Below are 17,997 nucleotides of genomic sequence, written 5' to 3'. Positions count from 1 at the left end.
ACTCCCATGCCTACGCTGATCCGACTATTCGCCTGCTTTCTGGCCCTGCTCGTCGCCATGGGTGTCGGCCGCTTTGCCCTCACCCCGCAACTCCCGCACTTGATTGCCGAAGGCCAGGTAAGCCTGACCGGCGCCGGCCTGGTGGCCGCCGCCAACTACCTGGGCTACCTGATCGGCGCACTGGATGCCTTCAATGTCAGGTCGCCGCGCCAGGCTCGTCTGCGCCTGGTGATCGGACTCTGGGCCACTGCGCTGCTGACCCTGGTCTCAGTGCCGGCGGAAGGCCTCTGGCCTCACGTCCTGCTGCGCTTCGCCCTGGGCGTCGCCAGCGCCTGGGTGCTGGTGGTGGTCACCGGTCTCAGCCAGCGCATTGCAGCGGACGCCAATCGGCCGCGCCTGGGCAGCCTGGTGTTCGCGGGCCCAGCCTTTGGCGTCATGCTGACCGGCCTGCTGGCCCTGGAGCTGAACCTGCAAGGCCAAGGCTCTGCCGCACTCTGGCTGGCTTTCGGCGCGCTGGCACTCGTATTGACCCTGCTGACCCAGCCACTGCTGCCCTCCCCACCGACGGCAGCGCCGCAGATGGAAACGCCGGCCCGCGCCCGGCCAAAAGCCTTCTACGCCTTGCTGGTTGCATACGGACTGGTGGGCTTGGGCTACATCATCCCAGCCACCTTCCTCTCGCAGATGGCAGCCGCACGCTTCCACGGACAATGGCAGGCAGACCTGTTCTGGCCGGCCTTCGGCCTGGCGGCAGCGTTGGGTGTAGTGCTGGTCAGCCTGCGTCGGCAGAGCCCCGGCGGCGCACGGCGCTGGATGGTGGTGGCACTCTGGCTGCAGGCGCTCGGCACCCTCGCCTGCACCCTGCCGGGCATGGCTGGACTGACCCTGGGCGTGATCCTCAGCGGCGGTCCCTTCCTTGCCGGCATGCAACTGGTGATGCAGTACGCACGGGAGCTGGACCCACACGGCCATTCGCGCAACGTCGGGCTGCTGACCGCCGCCTTCGCCCTTGGGCAGTTGCTCGGCCCGCTGCTGGCAGCGGTCAGCAGCCACCTCGACGGTAGCCTGCAACCGGCGCTCTATCTGGCCTGCGCGGGACTGGTATTGGCGGGGGGATTAATGGCTCGTCCGGGCGCCAACCCAGTAGGGGCGAATTCATTCGCCAAGCAGGCCAACGGCCTGCCCTGCCGGAACTGAATGGGGACCCGCCCCGTAGGATGCAGTGGAGCGCAGCGATACCCATCGATCCGCACTGATGGGTTTCGCTTCGCTCTAGCGGTACGTCGCCCGCACCATCCTACAAAGTGCCGGCGCTAGGTGCCGGTCTTGACCTTGGTCCAGGTGCGGGTCCGGATGCGCTCCAGCTTCGGCGGCAGCATTTCCACCGAGAACAGCCGGGCCTGCACCTCGGCCGGCGGGTAGACGTTGGGATTGTCGCGCAGCTCCGCCGAGATCAACTGATCCGCCGCCTGGTTGGGGTTGGCGTAGGCCACATGGTCAGAGATGGGCGCCACCACTTCCGGGCGCAGCAGGTAGTTGAGGAAGGCGTGGGCCTGCTCGACGTTCTGAGCATCCTTCGGAATGGCCAGCACATCGAACCAGGCGGCGGTGCCTTCCTTGGGAATGCGGTATTCCACCTTCACGCCGTTGCCGGCCTCACGTGCCCGCGCTGCCGCCTGCATCGCACCACCGGACCAGGCCAGCGCCACACAGACTTCGCCATTGGCCAGATCGGTAACGAACTTCGAGGAGCTGAAATAGCTGACGTGAGGCCGCAGCTTCGCCAGCAGCTCCTCGGCCTTCTTGTAGTCGTCCGGATTGTGGCTATTGGGCGGCAGGCCCAGATAGTGCAGCACTTCCGGGATCACCTCGGTGGGCGAATCGAGGAAAGCAACACCGCACTGCTTCAACTTGGCCAGGTTGTCGGGGTTGAAGATCAGCTCCCAGGAATCCACCGGGGCGTTTTCGCCCAGCACCGCCTTCACCTTGTCGACGTTGTAGGCGATGCCATTGGTGCCCCACATGTAGGGCATCACGTACTGGTTACCCGGGTCCTTGGCGGCCAGCACCTTGAGCAGCGCCGGGTTGAGGTTCTTCCAGTTGGGCAGCTTGCTCTTGTCCAACGGTTGGAACACCCCGGCCTTCATGTAGTTGGGCAGGAAGCTGTCACTGGGCACCACCAGGTCGTAGCCGGAATTGCCGGAAAGCAGCTTGGCCTCCAGCACTTCGTTGCTGTCGTAAACGTCGTACTGGGGCTTGATGCCGCTGTCGGCCTGGAAGTTCTTCAGGGTGTCCGGGCCGATGTAGTCGAACCAGTTGTAGATGCGTACCTGGGGCTCGGCGACGGCACTCAGCGAGGTGCCCAGCAGGGCCCCCGCCAGCAGGATGCACGCCTTCATTGCGCAGCTCCTTCAAAGCCTTGCAACACGTTCACCGCATTCACGCCGATGGCTTCCACCGCGTAGCCGCCTTCCATGATGAACAGGGTCGGCAGACCGAGGGCGGCGATGCGCTGGCCCATGCGGACGTAGTCGGGCGAATCCAGCTTGAACTTGGAGATGGGGTCGTCCTTGTAGGTATCCACGCCCAGGGAGATCACCAGCGCATCCGGCGCGTACGCGGCGATCTTCCGGCAAGCGTCGTCGAGTGCAGCGGACCAGCCTTCCCAGCCGGTGCCATGGGGCAGCGGGTAGTTGTGGTTGAAGCCGGTACCTTCACCTTCGCCGCGCTCATCGGCATGCCCCAGGTAGTAGGGGTACTCCACCAGCGGATCGCCGTGGATGGAAGCGAAGAGCACGTCGCTGCGATCGTAGAACAGCTCCTGGGTGCCGTTGCCGTGGTGATAGTCGACGTCGAGGATGGCCACCCGCTTGGCGCCCTGGTCGAGGAAGGCCTGGGTGACAATGGCGGCGTTGTTGAAGAAGCAGTAGCCGCCCATGAAGTCGCTGCCGGCGTGGTGGCCCGGCGGACGGCAGAGGGCGAAGGCGGTGTTGGCGCCCTGGCGCATTTGGTCCTGGGCGGTCAGCGCCACCTGGGCGGAGCTGTACACGGCCTGCCAGGTGCCGGCAGTGATGGGCGCCTCGGTGTCGAAGCAGTAGTGACCGAGTTGACCATGCAGCGCGGTGGGGATGGGGCCATCGCGGCGCAGGCGGCGCGCCGGGAAGGTGGTGGGGAGCATATCGCAGCTATGGCCTTCGGCGGCCCAGCGATCCCAGGCACCCTTGAGGAACTCCACATAAGCCGCGTCATGCACGCGCAGGACCGGCTCCAGGCCGAAGTCCTTCGGCTCGATCACTTCACCGATTTCCTGCTGGCGAACCCGCGCCAGCACGGTGTCCGCGCGGCTGGGCATTTCGAAACAGGGCTGGAGCTTGCCATCGACCAGTTCCGACTGGCCAAAGTGGAGACGGTGATCGTCGCTATAGACGGTCAGCATGGGGAGCACCTCATCGGTCTTGTTATTGATGGAGTGATTCTGTGGCTGGCAGGGGTATTTGAGCAGTGGCAGGGACGGCCAATAGGGGATCAAAATGGCCAACATATGTGGCCACAAAACAATCCAGGCTCATAGGATGGGTCGGGCGGCGCGCCGCGAGCTTGCGAAACCCATCGTTGGTGGTTAGGAGCCGCGTAGCGGCGTTGTAGGGGCGAATTCATTCGCCAAGCGGACCGAAGGTTCGCCCTGTCAGAATGTGAAGGGGGCAGCTGCGCCGCCCTTGGCGAATGAATTCGCCCCCACATGGACAAGCGACTCCCCTGCCGTCCTCAACCCCGGAAATGACTCGGCGGCTGGCCGCTCCAGCGCTGGAAGGCATGGCGCAGGCTGGCGGTTTCGCTGAAGCCGAGTTCTTCGGCGATGCGGTAGATGGGGATGTCGCCTTTCTGGAGCATTTCCTTGGCACGGGTGAAGCGCAGTTCATCGAGCAGCTGCTGGTAGCTGGTCTGCTGCTGGGCCAGGTGGCGGCGCAGGCTGCGCGAGGAGCAGTTCATCTGCCGCGCCAGCTCTTCCAGCCCTGGCGGGTCCTGCAAGCGGGCGGCAAGCAGACCTCGCACTCGCTCAAGCCAGGCGCGGCGGGCAGCGAACTCGACGTTCTGCCGGCGACACTGTTCGAGCATTTCCTTGTGTGTCACCGGGTCGGCCAAGGGTAGGCGCCGGGCCAGCCAGGCGGCGTCAAACCCGATGGCGCTGTGAGCCGCGCCGAAGGTAACCGGGCAGCCGAACCCTTTGGCGTAGGGCCGCGCCATGCCGCTGCTGCTCGGGTAGTCCAGCTGCACCGAGCGCAGCGGCAGGGGTTGGCCCAGTAGATCGGCGAAGATCACTTTCAGCGAGCCCAAGCACAGCTCGGTATTGAAGGCCCGCAGCGACTCCTCTTCGCCATAGCCGGTGGCAGTCAGCCAGACAGTATCGCCGTCCTGCTCCAGCGCCAGACGGAAGTAGGTGCCCAGCAGCACCGGGTAGTTCAAACCCACGCGCAGCGCTTCGCCGAAGGTGGGCGCTGAAAGCATCGCGTAACCGAGCAAACCGTAGGCGGAAATACGCGTGCGCAGGCCAAGGGTCAGGCCCAGGGCAACACGCGGCGCCAGGCGCACGGCGTTGGCGTAGACCTGCTGCTCCTGCTCGGGGTTGACCAGCTTTTGTAGCTCGACGAGATCCTGCTCGCTGATGCCGCTACCGGCCAGCACGTCGCAAGCGTCGATGCCCTCCTCCCGCAACAGCGCCACCGTCAGCGCCGACATGTGCAGGGAGTTGAGCCAGGTGGCGCGGGAGAAGATGTGCTCGACCATGGCCTTTACTGGATGGCCTCGGTGAGTTCCCGTTCCTGTCGCCGGTAGGGGAAGACGTCGATGACCTTGCCGGAGCGGATCGCATCCTGCAGGGACTTCCAGTACGCGGCTTCGTAGAGATCTCCATGCAGCTTGTTGAACAAACGGCGCTGGCCGATATCGGCGAAGAGGAAGCGCGGGAACTCCTCTGGGAACACATCGTTGGGGGCCACCGAGTACCAGGGCTCGGCGGACATTTCGTCTTCCGGGTAGCGCGGCGGCGGGATGACGCGGAAGTTCACCTCGGTGAGGTAGCAGATCTCGTCGTAGTCGTAGAACACCACGCGGCCATGGCGTGTGACACCGAAGTTCTTCAGCAACATGTCACCGGGGAAGATATTGGCCGCCGCCAACTGTTTGATCGCCAGCCCGTAGTCGTACAGCGCCTCGTGTACCTGGGCCTCGCTGGCGCTTTCCAGGTAGATGTTCAGCGGTGTCATGCGACGTTCGGTCCAGCAGTGGCGAATCAGCACTACATCGCCTTCGAGTGCCACGGTAGACGGCGCCACCTCCAGCAGCTCGGCCAGGCACTCCGGCTCGAACTTGGATTTGGGGAAACGGAAGTCAGCGAACTCCTGGGTGTCCGCCATGCGCCCTACCCGATCGACTGTTTTCACCAGCCGGTACTTCTCGATCACGGTGTTGCGGTCCACCGTCTTGGCGTGGGCGAAGCGGTCCTTGATGATCTTGAACACGGTGTTGAAGCCCGGCAGGGTGAACACGCTCATCACCATGCCGCGCACGCCGGGGGCCATGATGAAGCGGTCGTCGGTATTGGCCAGGTGGTTGATCAGCGCGCGATAGAACTCCGACTTGCCGTGCTTGTAGAAACCGATGGAGGTATACAGCTCGGCGATGTGCTTGCCCGGCAGGATGCGCTTGAGGAAGCCGACGAACTCGGCGGGTACTGCTACGTCCACCATGAAATAAGACCGGGTGAAGGAGAAGATGATCGACACTTCCGCTTCGTCGGTGATCATGGCGTCGGCCTGGATGCCACGGTCCTCGCGGTGCAACAGCGGAATCACCAGCGGCCACTGTTCGTCACGGGTGTAGATGCGGCCGACCAGGTAGGCGCCCTTGTTACGGAACAATGGCGCGGCGAACAGCTCGATGCGCATCTCCGGGTCCTTGCACACCCAGTCCGGCAGGTTCTCGCGCAGTTGGGTTTCAAGGCGTTTGAGATCGCCGACACGGTCGTCGAAGGGCACGTCGAAGCGGAAGTCATCCAGGATCGCCGAGAGCGCTGCGTGCAGCCGCCCTTCGGGACGGTAACTGCGGGTCTGGGGCGCACGTTCATGGGCGCGCAACGAAGGTCGGGTGGTATGGATGAACATGCAGCCATCACTGATCAGGTCATGGCTGAACAGGCTGCAAAACACCGAGTTGTACCAGGTCTCGGACAGTTCATCGTCGAGGCGCACATCGATCAGGCCGATATAGGCGCTCTTCACCAGAGGCCAGAGCTGTACGTCCAGCAACTCATCCATTGCATAGGCCGCGCGCAGTCGCTCGCTGGTTTCGCTGACCTTTACCTCATACAACGCAATCCGCTCGGCTGCCGCCTGCTGGGTGGCCTGCCACTGCGCCAGCTCAAAGCGGGCGCGCGCGCCGTCGGTGATCTGGCGGAAATGCTCACGGTAATCGTCGAAGCCTTCGAGGATCAGTCGGGCGATGCCTTCGGCCGGCCATTGCTGCGCCATGTGGGATGTCTCGGCTGCGGAACGGGAAAGGCGAGCTTAGCCAGAAAAAATTGCGGGTTGTAGGGGCCTCTCGCCTTTCTAGGATATCCCCCGCTCCCGCATGTAACCCTCCAGCATCTCGATGAATACCCGCACTTTGCGGGTACGTCGGCGATGGGCCAGGTAAAGGATATGGACCCAGGGGCCGAAGGCATCGGGCTCGAGAAGGTAATCGGGTAACAGCCGCACCAGCTCACCTCGCTCCAGGTACGGGGCGGCGCTCCATTGCGGGAGGAACTGCAGACCCTGGCCGCGCAGCGCGCACGCGAGCAGAAAGTCGTAGTTGTCGCTGGCCAGCCTGGGCGCAGGCTGTTGCAGGCGTATACGCTCCTCGCCCAGCCGCACCCACCAGAAGTGGCGGTTGAGCAGCGGGTGGCGGAATACCAGCCAATCGTGCTGCTCGTAATTTTCCAGGCTTACGTCCATTCCCTTGCGTTGCAGATAGGCCGGGCTGGCGCAGAGCAGGATGCGGTTCTCCGTCAACGGCCTGGCAATCAGTCCCGGCAAGTCCGTTGGCCCGTCGCGCAGGGCCAGGTCGTAGCCGCCGTCGATCAGGTCGACGAAGGCGTCGTTCAGGTCCACCTCCAGGCGCACCTGGGGGTGCTCGACCATGAAGCGACAGCAGACTTCGTTGAGAAAGGCCGGCCCGAACGACGGCGGCGCCGTGAGACGCAGGCTACCGCGCAGCTCGTGCTGCAACTGGTCCACCTCCTCTCCGGCCAGCTGCAACTGCATCAGCGCCTGCCGGGCGCCTTCCAGGTAGATGTGCCCGGCTTCCGTGAGCGCCATGCGTCGGGTGGTGCGCTCGAACAGACGGGTGCCCAGCTCGCTTTCCAGGTGCCCCACCGCCTTGGTCAGCGCGGAGGGTGTCTTGCCCAGCTGCTCGGCCGCACGGCTGAAACTGCCGTGCTCGGCGGTGGCCACGAACATGGTGAGCGCGCTGAGCTTGTCCATTGATCTATTCCGAATCGGCACAAAAGTTGTGCGAGAACATAGCATTCTGCCGCACGACCGGCTTGGTTAGGCTCACCGGTAGACCAACAAAAACCGGAAATCAACCGATGAAAACCTTTGCCCCTACCCTCCTGGCCGTTGCTCTGGCTTGTTCCTCAATGGAAAGCTTCGCGGCGGTCGACCTCATTCTGCATAACGCCAAGGTGTACACCGCCGAACCCGGCCAACCCTTGCAACAGGCCGTGGCAGTCGAGGACGGCAAAGTCCGCGCCGTCGGCAACAACGCCGAGGTGCTGCGACTGAAGGAATCCGGCACCCGGGTGATCGACCTCGACGGGAGGGTGCTGATGCCGGGCTTCGTCGACTCCCACTCCCACGCCGTGATGGGCGGGCTGGAACTCGCCGCGGCCAACGTCAACACGCAGCTCCTCCCCATGGCGGAGCTGGAGCAGCGACTGCGCGAGTGGCGCGACAACGGCAAAGCGCGCCATGGCGACATCCTCAGCGTCGGTGGCCTGCCCTCAGCCTACTGGAGCCAGGTTGCGGAATTCGAGCAGCGCTTCAATCAGGGCGAATGGGCGGATGAGCCCATCGTGTTCGTCGGCTGGGACCACCACACCGGCTGGGCCAACCAGGCCATGCTCAAGCGGGCCGGTATCAACGCCGAAACCGTGAAAGCCCTCAAGGGCGAACAGTTGGCCACCATCGGCCACCACGAAGACAAACGCCCCAACGGCTTCCTCGCCGATGCAGGGCTCGACCCGGTACTGGCGCAGTTCCCGCAGGCCACCGCCGAGCAATTGCTGGAAGCCGGCCGCGCCGCTCTGCGCTACAACCTCAGCCTGGGCATCACTGCCTGGATGGACCCGGCCGCCAACGCCGCACCGGGCGAGCCGCTGTTCGACTTCAAGCCCACCGCCCAGACCGTCGGCATCCTCCCGGTGTACAAGGCCATGGCCGAGAAAGGCGAGCTGACCGCCCATGTCGCCGCCCTGCTGGTGGCCCACCCCCGCAGTACCCCTGCCGACCTGGCAACGCTCGACCAGGTGCGCCAGCAGTTCCAGGGCCTGCCCAATCTGACGCTGCCGGGCATCAAGATCTTCGCCGACGGCGTGCCCGAATTCCCCGCGCAGACTGCCGCCTTACTGGAGCCCTACAAGAACTCGAAGAAGTACGGCGAGTTGCTGATCGACCCGGCGCATTTCGGTGAGCTGATCAGCGCGGCGGATAACCGCGGCTGGCTGGTGCATGTCCATGCCATCGGCGACCGCGCGGTGCGTGAAGCCCTCAATGGCATCGAGCAGGCGCGCAAAGACCGCCAGAGCGGCATCGCCCATTCGGTCACCCACCTGCAGATGGTCAACCCCAAGGAGTTCGCCCGCTTCAAGCGGCTGGATGTCATTGCCTCCATGCAGCTTTACTGGGCCAGCGCCGACGACTCCACCATGGACCTGGTGCAGCCCTATATCAGCGCCATGGCCTTCCAGTACCAGTACCCCGCCCGCTCTCTGCTGAAAAACGGCGCAACCATTTCCGGCGCCAGCGACTGGCCGGTGACCACGCCCGAACCCTGGAAGGCGATCTACCAGGCGGTCAGCCGCAAGGGGCCGAAAGGCGTGTTGAACCCCGACGAGGAAATCGACCGGGAAACCATGTTCCAGGCCTACACCCTCAACTCCGCCCGCACCATTGGCCTGGATAAGCAGATCGGCTCCCTCACCCCCGGCAAACAGGCCGACCTGATTCTGCTGGACCGCGACGTGTTCCAGGTGGAGCCCGAAGCCCTGCGTGACACCCGCGTGCTGAAAACCTGGTTCGCCGGCCGCGAAGTCTTCAGCGCCGACCTCTAACCACAAGAAAGTCCTTGCTCCGCGCCCAGCTCCCGCCTCCTGCGGGGCGCTGGCGGAGCAACTACGCCGCCCTTGGCGAATGAATTGGCTATGTCTGCATGACGTGCTGTAGGCAGCTGCATTGCCCGTAGGCGCTGGCTTGCCAGCGAATGGCGGCGTTTCGCTGGCAAGCCAGCTCCTACCAGGCTCTTGGCCGGATGGGAAATCGCTCGCAACAGCTAACGCAGACATAGCGAATGAATTCGCCCCCACAACAACGAGAGGCAATCCTTCACGCCAGCCCGCGCAGTTCCAGGTGGCGAGCCAGATAATCGATGAAGGCCAGCACCTTGCCCGTGGCGCGGCGGTGGCTGGGGTAGACGGCCAGGATCTGTGGGCCGAAGGCGTCCGGGTCAATTTCATAGTCGGCCATCAGGCGGACCAGTCGGCCGTCGGCGAAGTACGGCGCCCCGCTCCACAGTGGCGCATGGAACAGGCCCGCACCGGCCAGTGCGTTAGCCAGCAGCAGGTCGTAGTTGTCGCTTTCCAGGCGCGGTATTGCAGGCTGCAAGAGGCTGAGGCGCTGGCCGTCCTTCTCCACCCACCAGTAGGTCCGGCTCAGCGCCGCGTGGCGGTAGAGCAGCCAGTCGTGCTGGTCGAGGGTTTCCGGTGTGACCGGCAGGGGTTTGCGCGCGAGATAGGCCGGGCTGGCGCACAACGCCAGGCGATTGCGCCCGACCACTTTAGCGATCAACCCCGGCTGATCACCACGGCCTTCGCGCAGGGCCAGGTCATAGCCACTTTCCACCAGATCGACGAACGAGTCGCTGAGGTCCACCCTCAGGCGAATCTGCGGGTACTCGGCGAGGAAGCCGGCGCAGACGTCATCAAGAAAGGCCCGCCCGAAGGCCAGTGGCGCGGTGAGCCGCAGGCTGCCGTACAGGCCATGCTGCAACTGCCCCACTTCCTCGCCCACCTCATGCAGGCGCTGAAGTACCTGGCGCGCGGTTTCCAGGTAGACCCGGCCGGCCTCGGTCAACACCGTGCGTCGCGTGCTGCGCTCGAACAGCCGCACGCCCAGTTCATCTTCCAGATGGGTAACGGCCTTGGTCAGGGCCGAAGGGGTCTTGCCCATTTGCTCGGCAGCACGGCTGAAACCGCCGTGTTCCGCCGTGGCAACAAACATGTTGATAGCGCCGAGCTTATCCATGGTTTTTCCATTCAGGAAAAAGGGTTTTGCACGATTCGGGCGTTCTGCCAGCCCGGGCCAATCGCTAGTCTCGCTGCCAGATCAATAAAAACAAGGGGTTTACCAATGAAAGGTTTCACGCCCACCCTCCTGGCCGTGGCACTGGCTTTTTCCTCGACGGCGTCGATGGCAGCCGCCGACCTGGTGTTGCTCAACGGCAAGCTGTACACCGCCGACCCGTCCCAACCCGACGCGCAAGCCATGGCGGTGGCTGACGGCAAGGTCCTGAAAGTGGGCACCGACGCCGAGATCAAGGCCCTGGCCGACGCTTCCACCCAAATCATCGACCTGGCCGGCAAGCGTTTGCTGCCGGGCCTGGTGGACACCCATTCCCACGCCATCTTCGGCGGCCTGGAGATGATGTCCGCCAACATGGAAGACGAGGTGGTCGAGCTGGCCGAACTGGAGAAGCGCCTGCGCACCTGGCGCGACGACGGCAGCGCCCGCCAAGGTGATGTGCTGAACATCGCCGGCATGAGTTCAGCCTACTGGGGCAAGGCCGAGGAGCTACGCCAGGTATTCAACAACGGCGAATGGGCGAAGGTGCCGGTGGTGTTCAGTGGCAGCGACCACCACACCGGCTGGGCCAACCAGGCCATGCTGGACCGTGCCGGCATCGACGCAAAGCTGGTCGCCTCGCTGCCGGAAGCCGAGCGCGGCACCCTGGGCGTAGGCAAGGACGGCCAGCCCAACGGCTTTGCCGTGGACGCCGGCTGGGACCGCCTGGCTGCTGTGATACCAGCCGCCAGCGCCGAAGAGTTGATGCGCGCCGGTGAATCGGCGGTGAAGTTCAACAACAGCCAGGGCATTACCGCCTGGATGGACCCGGCTGCCAATGCAGCGCCGGGTGAGGCGGTATTCGCCCTCAAGCCCACGGAAAAGACGGTGGGTGTGTTGCCGGTGTACAAGGCCCTGGCCGACAAAGGCGCGCTGAACGCCCACGTCGCCGCACTGCTGGTGGCCAACCCGAAGAGCCGCCCCGCCGACCTCGAAACGCTGGACAAGGTGCGCCAGCAATTCCAGGGCATCCCCAACCTCAGCCTGCCGGGCATCAAGGTCTTCGCCGATGGCGTGCTGGAGTATCCAGCCCAGAGCGCGGCGCTGATCGACCCGTACAACAACTCACAAAAGCGCGGCGAACTGCTGATCGACCCGGCGCACTTCGGTGAGCTGGTGAGCGCAGCCGACGCCCGTGGCTGGCTGGTGCATATCCACGCCATCGGCGACCGTGCGGTGCGCGAGTCCCTCAATGGTATCGAACAGGCACGCAAGGACCGGCAGAGCGGCATCGCCCATTCCATCACCCACCTGCAACTGGTGAACCCCAAGGAATTCGCGCGCTTCAAGCCGCTTGACGTGACCGCCTCGATGCAGCTGCTCTGGGCCTCCGGCGACGACTACACACTGGACCTGGTCAAGCCCTACGTCAGCGCCTTTGCCTTCCGCTACCAGTACCCGGCCCACTCGCTGCTGAGCCAGGGCGCCACCATCGCTGGCGCCAGCGACTGGCCGGTGTCGTCGCCCAACCCGTGGCTGGCGATCTACCAGGCGGTCAGCCGTGATGGTCCGAAAGGCGTGCTCAATGCCGACGAGCGCATCGACCGGAGAACCATGCTCCAGGCCTATACCTTGAACGCCGCGCGCACCATCGGCCTGGACAAGCAGATCGGCTCCCTCACCCCCGGCAAGCAGGCCGACTTCATCATGCTCGACCGCGATGTGCTCAGCGTCCCCGACAAGGACCTGGCCGAAACTCGCGTCCTCAAGACCTGGTTCGCCGGTCGCGAAGTCTTCGACGCCGACCGCTAAGCACAAGAAACCTCCGCTCCACGCTCAGCTCCCGCCGCATGGCGGGGGCCGGGCGGAGCCTTGCCCGCATCTGCCATAACAACCACAACAACGGGACACCCCATGCGCCGCATCACGCTCCTCGCGCTGACCCTGGCCCCCCTCGCCTGCCAGGCCGTGCAACTGACCGACGATTTTGCCCTGCAGGTCGACCTGACCCTGGCCAGCGACTACCGCACCCGCGGCATTTCCCAGACGCAGAACGACCCCGCCGCCCAGGCCGGCGCCACCCTGCTCCACAGCAGCGGGCTGTACGCTGGCGCCTGGACTTCTAACGTGGACTTCGGCTTCGGCCTCAAGACTCGCCAGGAGGTGGACTACTACGTCGGCTGGTACTGGCAGGCCACGGACGACGTGAACCTGGACCTCGGCTACATCAAGTACAGCTACCCGAAGGAAAGCCAGTTCAACATGAGCGAGGCTTACGCCATCCTCGGCGCTTATGGCTTCCAGGCGGGTGCGTATTACTCCAACGACGCGTCCACCGTGTTCGGCGAAGATCAGGACTCTCTTTATACCTACGTCGGCTATCAGACCACCCTGCCGCTGGAAGTCGGCCTGGAACTGCGCTACGGCCGCGTGGACTTCAAGGACCCGATGTTCTGGTCCAACAATGGCACCAGCTCCGACGACTACCGCGAGTGGCAAGCCAAGCTGACGCGCGACTTCATCGGTGCCACCTGGGGCATCGCCTACGTGGACACCGACCTGTCCGAGTCCGAGTGCGCCAGCAACTACGGCTTCACCGATGTCTGCACGGCGACCTGGGTGGCCAGCGTGAGCAAGCGCTTCTGATAGCTCTTGTAGGGGCGAATTCATTCGCCATGCAGGTCGAAGACCTGCCCTGGAGGCATCCATGGGGCAGCTACGCTGCCCTTGGCGAATGAATTGGCTATGTCTGCATGACGTGCTGTAGGCAGCTGCATTGCCCGTAGGAGCTGGCTTGCCAGCGAATGGGGGGGTTTCGCTGGCAAGCCAGCTCCTACAAGGCTCTTGGCCAGAAGGTCAATCGCTCGCAACAGCTAACGCAGACATAGCGAATGAACTCGCCCTTACAAAAAGGCGATTCCGCCACAGCCAAACTGTTCCGCCAATTTGAAAGCAAGTTGTGGATTGCGCCGCCGTTCGCGGCGGCGCATCGTGCCGGCTCCACTGCCTGGAGCCCGCCATGAAACCCGCCGACCTCATCCGCCTGCTGGGCCTTGCCGCCATCTGGGGCGCCAGCTTCCTGTTCATCCGCATGCTGGTGCCGGACATCGGTGCGCTGCCAACGGCCTTCCTGCGGGTGCTGCTCTCGGCGATCGGCCTGGCGGTGATTCTTGCGGTGCTGCGCAGCAACTGGGACTTTCGCGGCAAGCTGAGCAAGACGCTGGTGATCGGCGTCGTCAGCTCCGGGGTTCCCGCCGCCATGTACGCCCTGGCGGCGCAGGTTCTGCCGGCCGGTTACTCCGCCATCTTCAATGCCACCACACCGCTGATGGGTGTGCTGATCGGCGCGCTGTTCTTCGCCGAGAAACTCACAGGCGCCAAGGCCGCCGGCGTGCTCATGGGCCTGGCCGGGGTGGCGGTGCTGACCCGCACCGGGCCGGTGGCCTTCGACGCTCAATTGCTCTGGGGCGCGGCAGCCTGCCTGGTGGCCACCACCTGCTATGGCTTCGCCGGCTTCATGACCAAGCGCTGGATCACCGAGGCCGGCGGCATGGACAGCGGCATGGTGGCCCTCGGCTGCCAGATCGGCGCCACACTCTGCCTGGTGCCGGCATTCGCCTGGGAAGCCCCGAGCATGCCACTGGAACCCCTGCTGCACCCCACAACCTGGCTGGCCCTGGCGGCGCTGGGCTTCGTCTGCACCTCGTTCGCCTACATTCTCTACTTCCGCCTGATCGCCAACGTAGGACCGGTGAAGACCATGACCGTGACCTTCCTGATCCCGCCGTTCGGCGTGTTCTGGGGCGTGCTGCTGCTCGATGAGTCGGTGTCGATGGCGCACCTGCAAGGCGGCGTACTCATCGCCCTGGCGCTGTGGCTGGTGCTCAAGCCGCAAACGGTGCCGGCTGCGGCGAAGTCGGCGGGGTGATTCGGAGGGCGAATCTCTGTAGGGGCGAATTCATTCGCCCCTACAAAAGAGCGCTCCCGTTCGGACCTATCGCCCCGTCTTCACCGCATTCCACACCCGCGTCCGCACGCGGTCGATCTTCTGCGGCATGGACTCCAGCGCGAAGAGGTTCTTCATCACGTCGGCCGGCGGGTAGATGGCCGGGTCGGCCTTGATCGCGGCCTCCACCAGCGGGTCGGCGGCCGCGTTGCCGTTGGCGTAGTGCACCGAGTTGCTGATGCCGGCCATCACATCCGGGCGCAGCAGGTAGTTGAGGAACGCATACCCGGCCGCTTCATCGGGCGCATCGGCAGGCATGGCGACCATGTCGAACCACATGGGCGAGCCTTCCTTCGGCGTCGAGTACTGGATGTTCACACCGTTGCCCGCTTCCTTGGCGCGGGTGGCCGCCTGCAGGATGTCGCCGGAGAAACCGACCGCCACGCAGATATCACCATTGGCCAGGTCGCTGATGTACTTCGAGGAATGGAAGTAGGTGATGTAGGGGCGCACCTTCATCAGTTCGGCTTGCGCCGTCTTGTAGTCCTCGGGTTTCTGGCTGTGGTGCGGCAGGCCCAGGTAGTTGAGGGTGATGGGCAGCAGCTCCGGGCCATTGTCGAGCACGGCAACGCCGCACTTGGCCAGCTTCTCCATGTTCTCCGGTTTGAAGAACAGGTCCCAGGAATGTACCGGAGCGTTATCGCCCAGCACCGCCTTCACCTTGTCGACGTTGTAGCCGATGCCGGTGCTGCCCCAGAGGTAAGGGAACCCGTACTGGTTGCCCGGGTCGTTCACTTCCAGCGCCTTGAGCAGCACCGGGTTGAGGTTCTTCCAGTTGGGTAGCTGGGCCTTGTCCAGCTTCTTCAGGGCACCGGCCTGGATCTGCTTGGCCATGAAGTGGTTGGACGGAACCACCACGTCATAGCCGGTTTTGCCGGTCATCAGTTTGCCGTCGAGGGTCTCGTTGCTGTCGTAGACGTCGTAGCTGGTCTGGATGCCGGTTTCCTTGCTGAAGTTGGCCACGGTGTCCGGGGCGATGTACTCGCTCCAGTTGTAGATCTTCACCGTATCGGCCGCCTGGGCGGCGGCGGACATGGCCAGCGTCAGAAGAAGGGGCGCGAAGGAACGTGTCATTGTCATTGTGTCCTGGCTACTTGTGGATCGAGACCCCGTCGTGCGGGGCTTCCAGCTTCGCCATCACCGCCACCGGTGACAATGCGGGACAAGTCCCAGCGTGCCCGCGAGGAAACCAGGGCATGGAAAGGAGATGGCCCACCCCGCATGCCGCAGGGGTGCTCCAAACGCCAGGAACCTCCGTAGGTTGTGGCAAAGCGGAGCGAAGCCCAACGCCAGTGGCACGGATGCCCATGTTGGGTTTCGCTGCGCTCAACGCCAACCTACTGGTGCAACTCTTGTTCGGTGAACAGACCGTCGAACAGCATGCTGGACAGGTAGCGCTCGCCCGAGTCCGGCAGGACGACGACGATGGTCTTGCCCTGCATTTCCGGGCGTTCTGCCAGGCGCGCGGCCACGGCCATCGCGGCGCCGGAAGAAATACCGCAGAGGATGCCTTCCTCACGCATCAGGCGCAGGGCCACGGCCTTGGCTTCGTCGTCGGTGCACTGCTCGACGCGATCGACCAGGGTCAGGTCGAGGTTCTTCGGCACGAAGCCGGCGCCGATGCCCTGGATCTTGTGCGGGCTGGGCTTAACCTCATCGCCGGCCAGGGTCTGGCTGATGACCGGGGACGACACCGGCTCCACCGCCACCGAGAGGATCGGTTTGCCGCAGGTTTGCTTGATATAGCGGGACACGCCGGTGATGGTGCCGCCGGTGCCAACGCCCGCTACCAGCACGTCCACGGCGCCATCGGTGTCGTTCCAGATTTCCGGGCCGGTGGTCTTCTCGTGGATCGCCGGGTTGGCCGGATTCTCGAACTGTTGCAGCAGCAGGTACTGCTCGGGATTGGACGCGGCCAGTTCATTGGCCTTCTCGATGGCGCCCTTCATGCCCTTGGCCGGCTCGGTGAGCACCAGTTCCGCACCCAGCGCCTTCAGCACCTTGCGCCGCTCCAGGCTCATGGAAGCCGGCATGGTGAGGATCAGCTTGTAGCCACGGGCGGCGGCGACGAAAGCCAGGCCGATGCCGGTGTTGCCGGAGGTGGGTTCCACCAGGGTCATGCCCGGCTTGAGTCGGCCGGAAGCCTCTGCATCCCAGATCATGCTGGCGCCGATGCGGCACTTCACCGAGTAAGCGGGGTTGCGGCCCTCGATCTTGGCGAGAATGGTCACACCGCGCGGCCCCAGGTGGTTGATACGCACCAGGGGGGTGTTGCCAATGGCTTGCGAGTTGTCGGCGAAGATACGGCTCATGGCGGAATCCTTGTCATGGCGGAAAAGTGCCCAAGCCTACGGCCCATCCTCAGGAGCGTCCAGCGCTCCCCGGGGGCGGTTCGAGGGCATTCCTGCCATTCAGTGACTGAATGAATCGTCTGCGTTCACAGTCGACTCGTGCGCGCGTTATAGTCAGCGTTTTCCCAAATACTGAACCGCCCGGTTTTCCAACCGGAGTCTCACGTCCGAGGATTCACTGATGAAGTTCGAAGGCACCCAGTCCTACGTCGCCACCGACGACCTCAAGCTCGCGGTGAATGCCGCCATCACCCTGCAGCGCCCGCTGCTGGTCAAGGGTGAACCGGGTACCGGCAAGACCATGCTGGCCGAGCAACTGGCCGCCTCCTTCGGCGCCAAACTGATCACCTGGCACATCAAGTCCACCACCAAGGCGCACCAGGGCCTGTACGAATACGACGCCGTCAGCCGCCTGCGCGATTCCCAGCTGGATTCCGACAAGGTCCACGACGTTCGCAACTACATCAAGAAAGGCAAGCTGTGGGAGGCGTTCGAATCCGAAGAGCGCGTCATCCTGTTGATCGACGAGATCGACAAGGCCGACATCGAGTTCCCCAACGACCTGCTGCAAGAACTCGACAAGATGGAGTTCTACGTTTACGAGACCAACGAAACCATCAAGGCCAAGCAGCGCCCGATCATCATCATCACGTCGAACAACGAGAAGGAACTGCCGGACGCCTTCCTGCGCCGCTGCTTCTTCCACTACATCGCCTTCCCCGACCGCGACACCCTGCAGAAGATCGTCGACGTGCACTACCCGAACATCAGCAACTCGCTGGTGGCCGAGGCGCTGGACGTGTTCTTCGACGTGCGCAAGGTGCCGGGCCTGAAGAAGAAGCCCTCCACCTCCGAACTGGTGGACTGGCTGAAGCTGCTAATGGCCGACAACATCGGCGAAGCCGTCCTGCGCGAGCGCGACCCCACCAAGGCCATCCCGCCGCTGGCGGGCGCCCTGGTGAAGAACGAGCAGGACGTGCAACTGCTGGAACGCCTGGCCTTCATGAGCCGCCGCGCCAGCCGCTAAGCGCCTGACCTCCCCTCT

Annotated in this window: 14 protein-coding genes; 6 read left to right on the top strand and 8 right to left on the bottom strand. The window is 64.2% G+C overall.

Annotated features, from left to right (window positions below):
* Nucleotides 1-6: 6 nt before the first annotated feature.
* Nucleotides 7-1,197: a YbfB/YjiJ family MFS transporter gene (locus AAHM40_RS09560; protein ID WP_342244417.1), complete on the top strand. Its 1,191-nt coding sequence runs from the start codon at nucleotides 7-9 to the stop codon at nucleotides 1,195-1,197.
* Nucleotides 1,198-1,313: 116 nt separating this feature from the next.
* Here the strand turns inward: AAHM40_RS09560 and AAHM40_RS09555 are convergent, their stop codons facing one another.
* From AAHM40_RS09555 to AAHM40_RS09535, 5 genes are all read right to left on the bottom strand, one after another.
* The gene (locus AAHM40_RS09555; protein WP_342244416.1) at nucleotides 1,314-2,399 is read right to left on the bottom strand and encodes an extracellular solute-binding protein; all 1,086 of its coding nucleotides are present in this window, start codon (nucleotides 2,397-2,399) and stop codon (nucleotides 1,314-1,316) included.
* Complete coding sequence (locus AAHM40_RS09550) at nucleotides 2,396-3,436, bottom strand: histone deacetylase family protein (RefSeq protein ID WP_342244415.1); 1,041 nt, start codon at nucleotides 3,434-3,436, stop codon at nucleotides 2,396-2,398. Before AAHM40_RS09550 ends, AAHM40_RS09555 begins: the two co-directional genes overlap by 4 nt.
* A 329-nt stretch (nucleotides 3,437-3,765) precedes the next feature.
* On the bottom strand, nucleotides 3,766-4,785 hold the full coding sequence (locus AAHM40_RS09545; protein WP_342244414.1) for an AraC family transcriptional regulator: 1,020 nt from the start codon (nucleotides 4,783-4,785) through the stop codon (nucleotides 3,766-3,768).
* A gap of 5 nt (nucleotides 4,786-4,790) precedes the next feature.
* Entirely contained in the window at nucleotides 4,791-6,527 is a 1,737-nt protein-coding gene (aceK, locus tag AAHM40_RS09540) for a bifunctional isocitrate dehydrogenase kinase/phosphatase (protein WP_342244413.1), read from the bottom strand.
* 78 nt (nucleotides 6,528-6,605) lie between these two features.
* The gene (locus AAHM40_RS09535) at nucleotides 6,606-7,520 is read right to left on the bottom strand and encodes a LysR family transcriptional regulator (protein ID WP_342244412.1); all 915 of its coding nucleotides are present in this window, start codon (nucleotides 7,518-7,520) and stop codon (nucleotides 6,606-6,608) included.
* Between the two features lie 107 nt (nucleotides 7,521-7,627).
* Between AAHM40_RS09535 and AAHM40_RS09530 the strand changes: the two genes are divergently transcribed.
* Nucleotides 7,628-9,370 carry an amidohydrolase gene (locus AAHM40_RS09530; RefSeq protein WP_342244411.1) on the top strand — a complete coding sequence of 581 codons (1,743 nt, stop codon included), beginning with the start codon at nucleotides 7,628-7,630 and terminating at the stop codon, nucleotides 9,368-9,370.
* 271 nt (nucleotides 9,371-9,641) lie between these two features.
* Here the strand turns inward: AAHM40_RS09530 and AAHM40_RS09525 are convergent, their stop codons facing one another.
* Complete coding sequence (locus AAHM40_RS09525; RefSeq protein WP_342244410.1) at nucleotides 9,642-10,559, bottom strand: LysR family transcriptional regulator; 918 nt, start codon at nucleotides 10,557-10,559, stop codon at nucleotides 9,642-9,644.
* A gap of 105 nt (nucleotides 10,560-10,664) precedes the next feature.
* Between AAHM40_RS09525 and AAHM40_RS09520 the strand changes: the two genes are divergently transcribed.
* The 3 genes from AAHM40_RS09520 to AAHM40_RS09510 all read left to right on the top strand — a co-directional run bounded on the left by AAHM40_RS09520 (nucleotide 10,665) and on the right by AAHM40_RS09510 (nucleotide 14,523).
* The gene (locus AAHM40_RS09520; RefSeq protein WP_342244409.1) at nucleotides 10,665-12,407 is read left to right on the top strand and encodes an amidohydrolase; all 1,743 of its coding nucleotides are present in this window, start codon (nucleotides 10,665-10,667) and stop codon (nucleotides 12,405-12,407) included.
* A gap of 102 nt (nucleotides 12,408-12,509) precedes the next feature.
* Entirely contained in the window at nucleotides 12,510-13,241 is a 732-nt protein-coding gene (locus AAHM40_RS09515; RefSeq protein WP_342244408.1) for a TorF family putative porin, read from the top strand.
* Between the two features lie 373 nt (nucleotides 13,242-13,614).
* Nucleotides 13,615-14,523, top strand: coding sequence for a DMT family transporter (locus AAHM40_RS09510; RefSeq protein WP_342244407.1), 909 nt, complete (start codon nucleotides 13,615-13,617; stop codon nucleotides 14,521-14,523).
* Nucleotides 14,524-14,589: 66 nt separating this feature from the next.
* Here AAHM40_RS09510 and AAHM40_RS09505 read toward each other — a convergent pair whose 3' ends face one another.
* Nucleotides 14,590-15,675 carry a polyamine ABC transporter substrate-binding protein gene (locus AAHM40_RS09505; RefSeq protein ID WP_342244406.1) on the bottom strand — a complete coding sequence of 362 codons (1,086 nt, stop codon included), beginning with the start codon at nucleotides 15,673-15,675 and terminating at the stop codon, nucleotides 14,590-14,592.
* Nucleotides 15,676-15,938: 263 nt separating this feature from the next.
* Nucleotides 15,939-16,913: a cysteine synthase A gene (gene cysK, locus AAHM40_RS09500; protein ID WP_342244405.1), complete on the bottom strand. Its 975-nt coding sequence runs from the start codon at nucleotides 16,911-16,913 to the stop codon at nucleotides 15,939-15,941.
* Nucleotides 16,914-17,133: 220 nt separating this feature from the next.
* On the opposite strand from cysK, the gene AAHM40_RS09495 reads away from it, so the two are divergent.
* A complete protein-coding gene (locus tag AAHM40_RS09495; RefSeq protein ID WP_028629022.1) occupies nucleotides 17,134-17,979 on the top strand; it encodes an AAA family ATPase in 846 nt (281 codons plus the stop codon).
* Nucleotides 17,980-17,997: the final 18 nt, after the last annotated feature.

The sequence above is a fragment of the Pseudomonas sp. OTU5201 genome (genome assembly GCF_038440135.1).
Taxonomy (GTDB): domain Bacteria; phylum Pseudomonadota; class Gammaproteobacteria; order Pseudomonadales; family Pseudomonadaceae; genus Metapseudomonas; species Metapseudomonas resinovorans.
The sequence above is the reverse complement of the archived record's forward strand: the minus strand, read 5'-3'. Positions and strand labels throughout refer to the sequence as shown.

Coding starts and splice junctions, on each gene's coding strand:
- AAHM40_RS09510 (WP_342244407.1), top strand. CDS start 13,615: ATGAAACCCGCCGACCTCATCCGCCTGCTGGGCCTTGCCGCCATCTGG.
- AAHM40_RS09495 (WP_028629022.1), top strand. CDS start 17,134: ATGAAGTTCGAAGGCACCCAGTCCTACGTCGCCACCGACGACCTCAAG.
- AAHM40_RS09520 (WP_342244409.1), top strand. CDS start 10,665: ATGAAAGGTTTCACGCCCACCCTCCTGGCCGTGGCACTGGCTTTTTCC.
- AAHM40_RS09505 (WP_342244406.1), bottom strand. CDS start 15,675: ATGACACGTTCCTTCGCGCCCCTTCTTCTGACGCTGGCCATGTCCGCC.
- AAHM40_RS09525 (WP_342244410.1), bottom strand. CDS start 10,559: ATGGATAAGCTCGGCGCTATCAACATGTTTGTTGCCACGGCGGAACAC.
- AAHM40_RS09555 (WP_342244416.1), bottom strand. CDS start 2,399: ATGAAGGCGTGCATCCTGCTGGCGGGGGCCCTGCTGGGCACCTCGCTG.
- AAHM40_RS09530 (WP_342244411.1), top strand. CDS start 7,628: ATGAAAACCTTTGCCCCTACCCTCCTGGCCGTTGCTCTGGCTTGTTCC.
- AAHM40_RS09535 (WP_342244412.1), bottom strand. CDS start 7,520: ATGGACAAGCTCAGCGCGCTCACCATGTTCGTGGCCACCGCCGAGCAC.
- AAHM40_RS09560 (WP_342244417.1), top strand. CDS start 7: ATGCCTACGCTGATCCGACTATTCGCCTGCTTTCTGGCCCTGCTCGTC.
- AAHM40_RS09545 (WP_342244414.1), bottom strand. CDS start 4,785: ATGGTCGAGCACATCTTCTCCCGCGCCACCTGGCTCAACTCCCTGCAC.
- cysK (WP_342244405.1), bottom strand. CDS start 16,913: ATGAGCCGTATCTTCGCCGACAACTCGCAAGCCATTGGCAACACCCCC.
- AAHM40_RS09515 (WP_342244408.1), top strand. CDS start 12,510: ATGCGCCGCATCACGCTCCTCGCGCTGACCCTGGCCCCCCTCGCCTGC.
- AAHM40_RS09550 (WP_342244415.1), bottom strand. CDS start 3,436: ATGCTGACCGTCTATAGCGACGATCACCGTCTCCACTTTGGCCAGTCG.
- aceK (WP_342244413.1), bottom strand. CDS start 6,527: ATGGCGCAGCAATGGCCGGCCGAAGGCATCGCCCGACTGATCCTCGAA.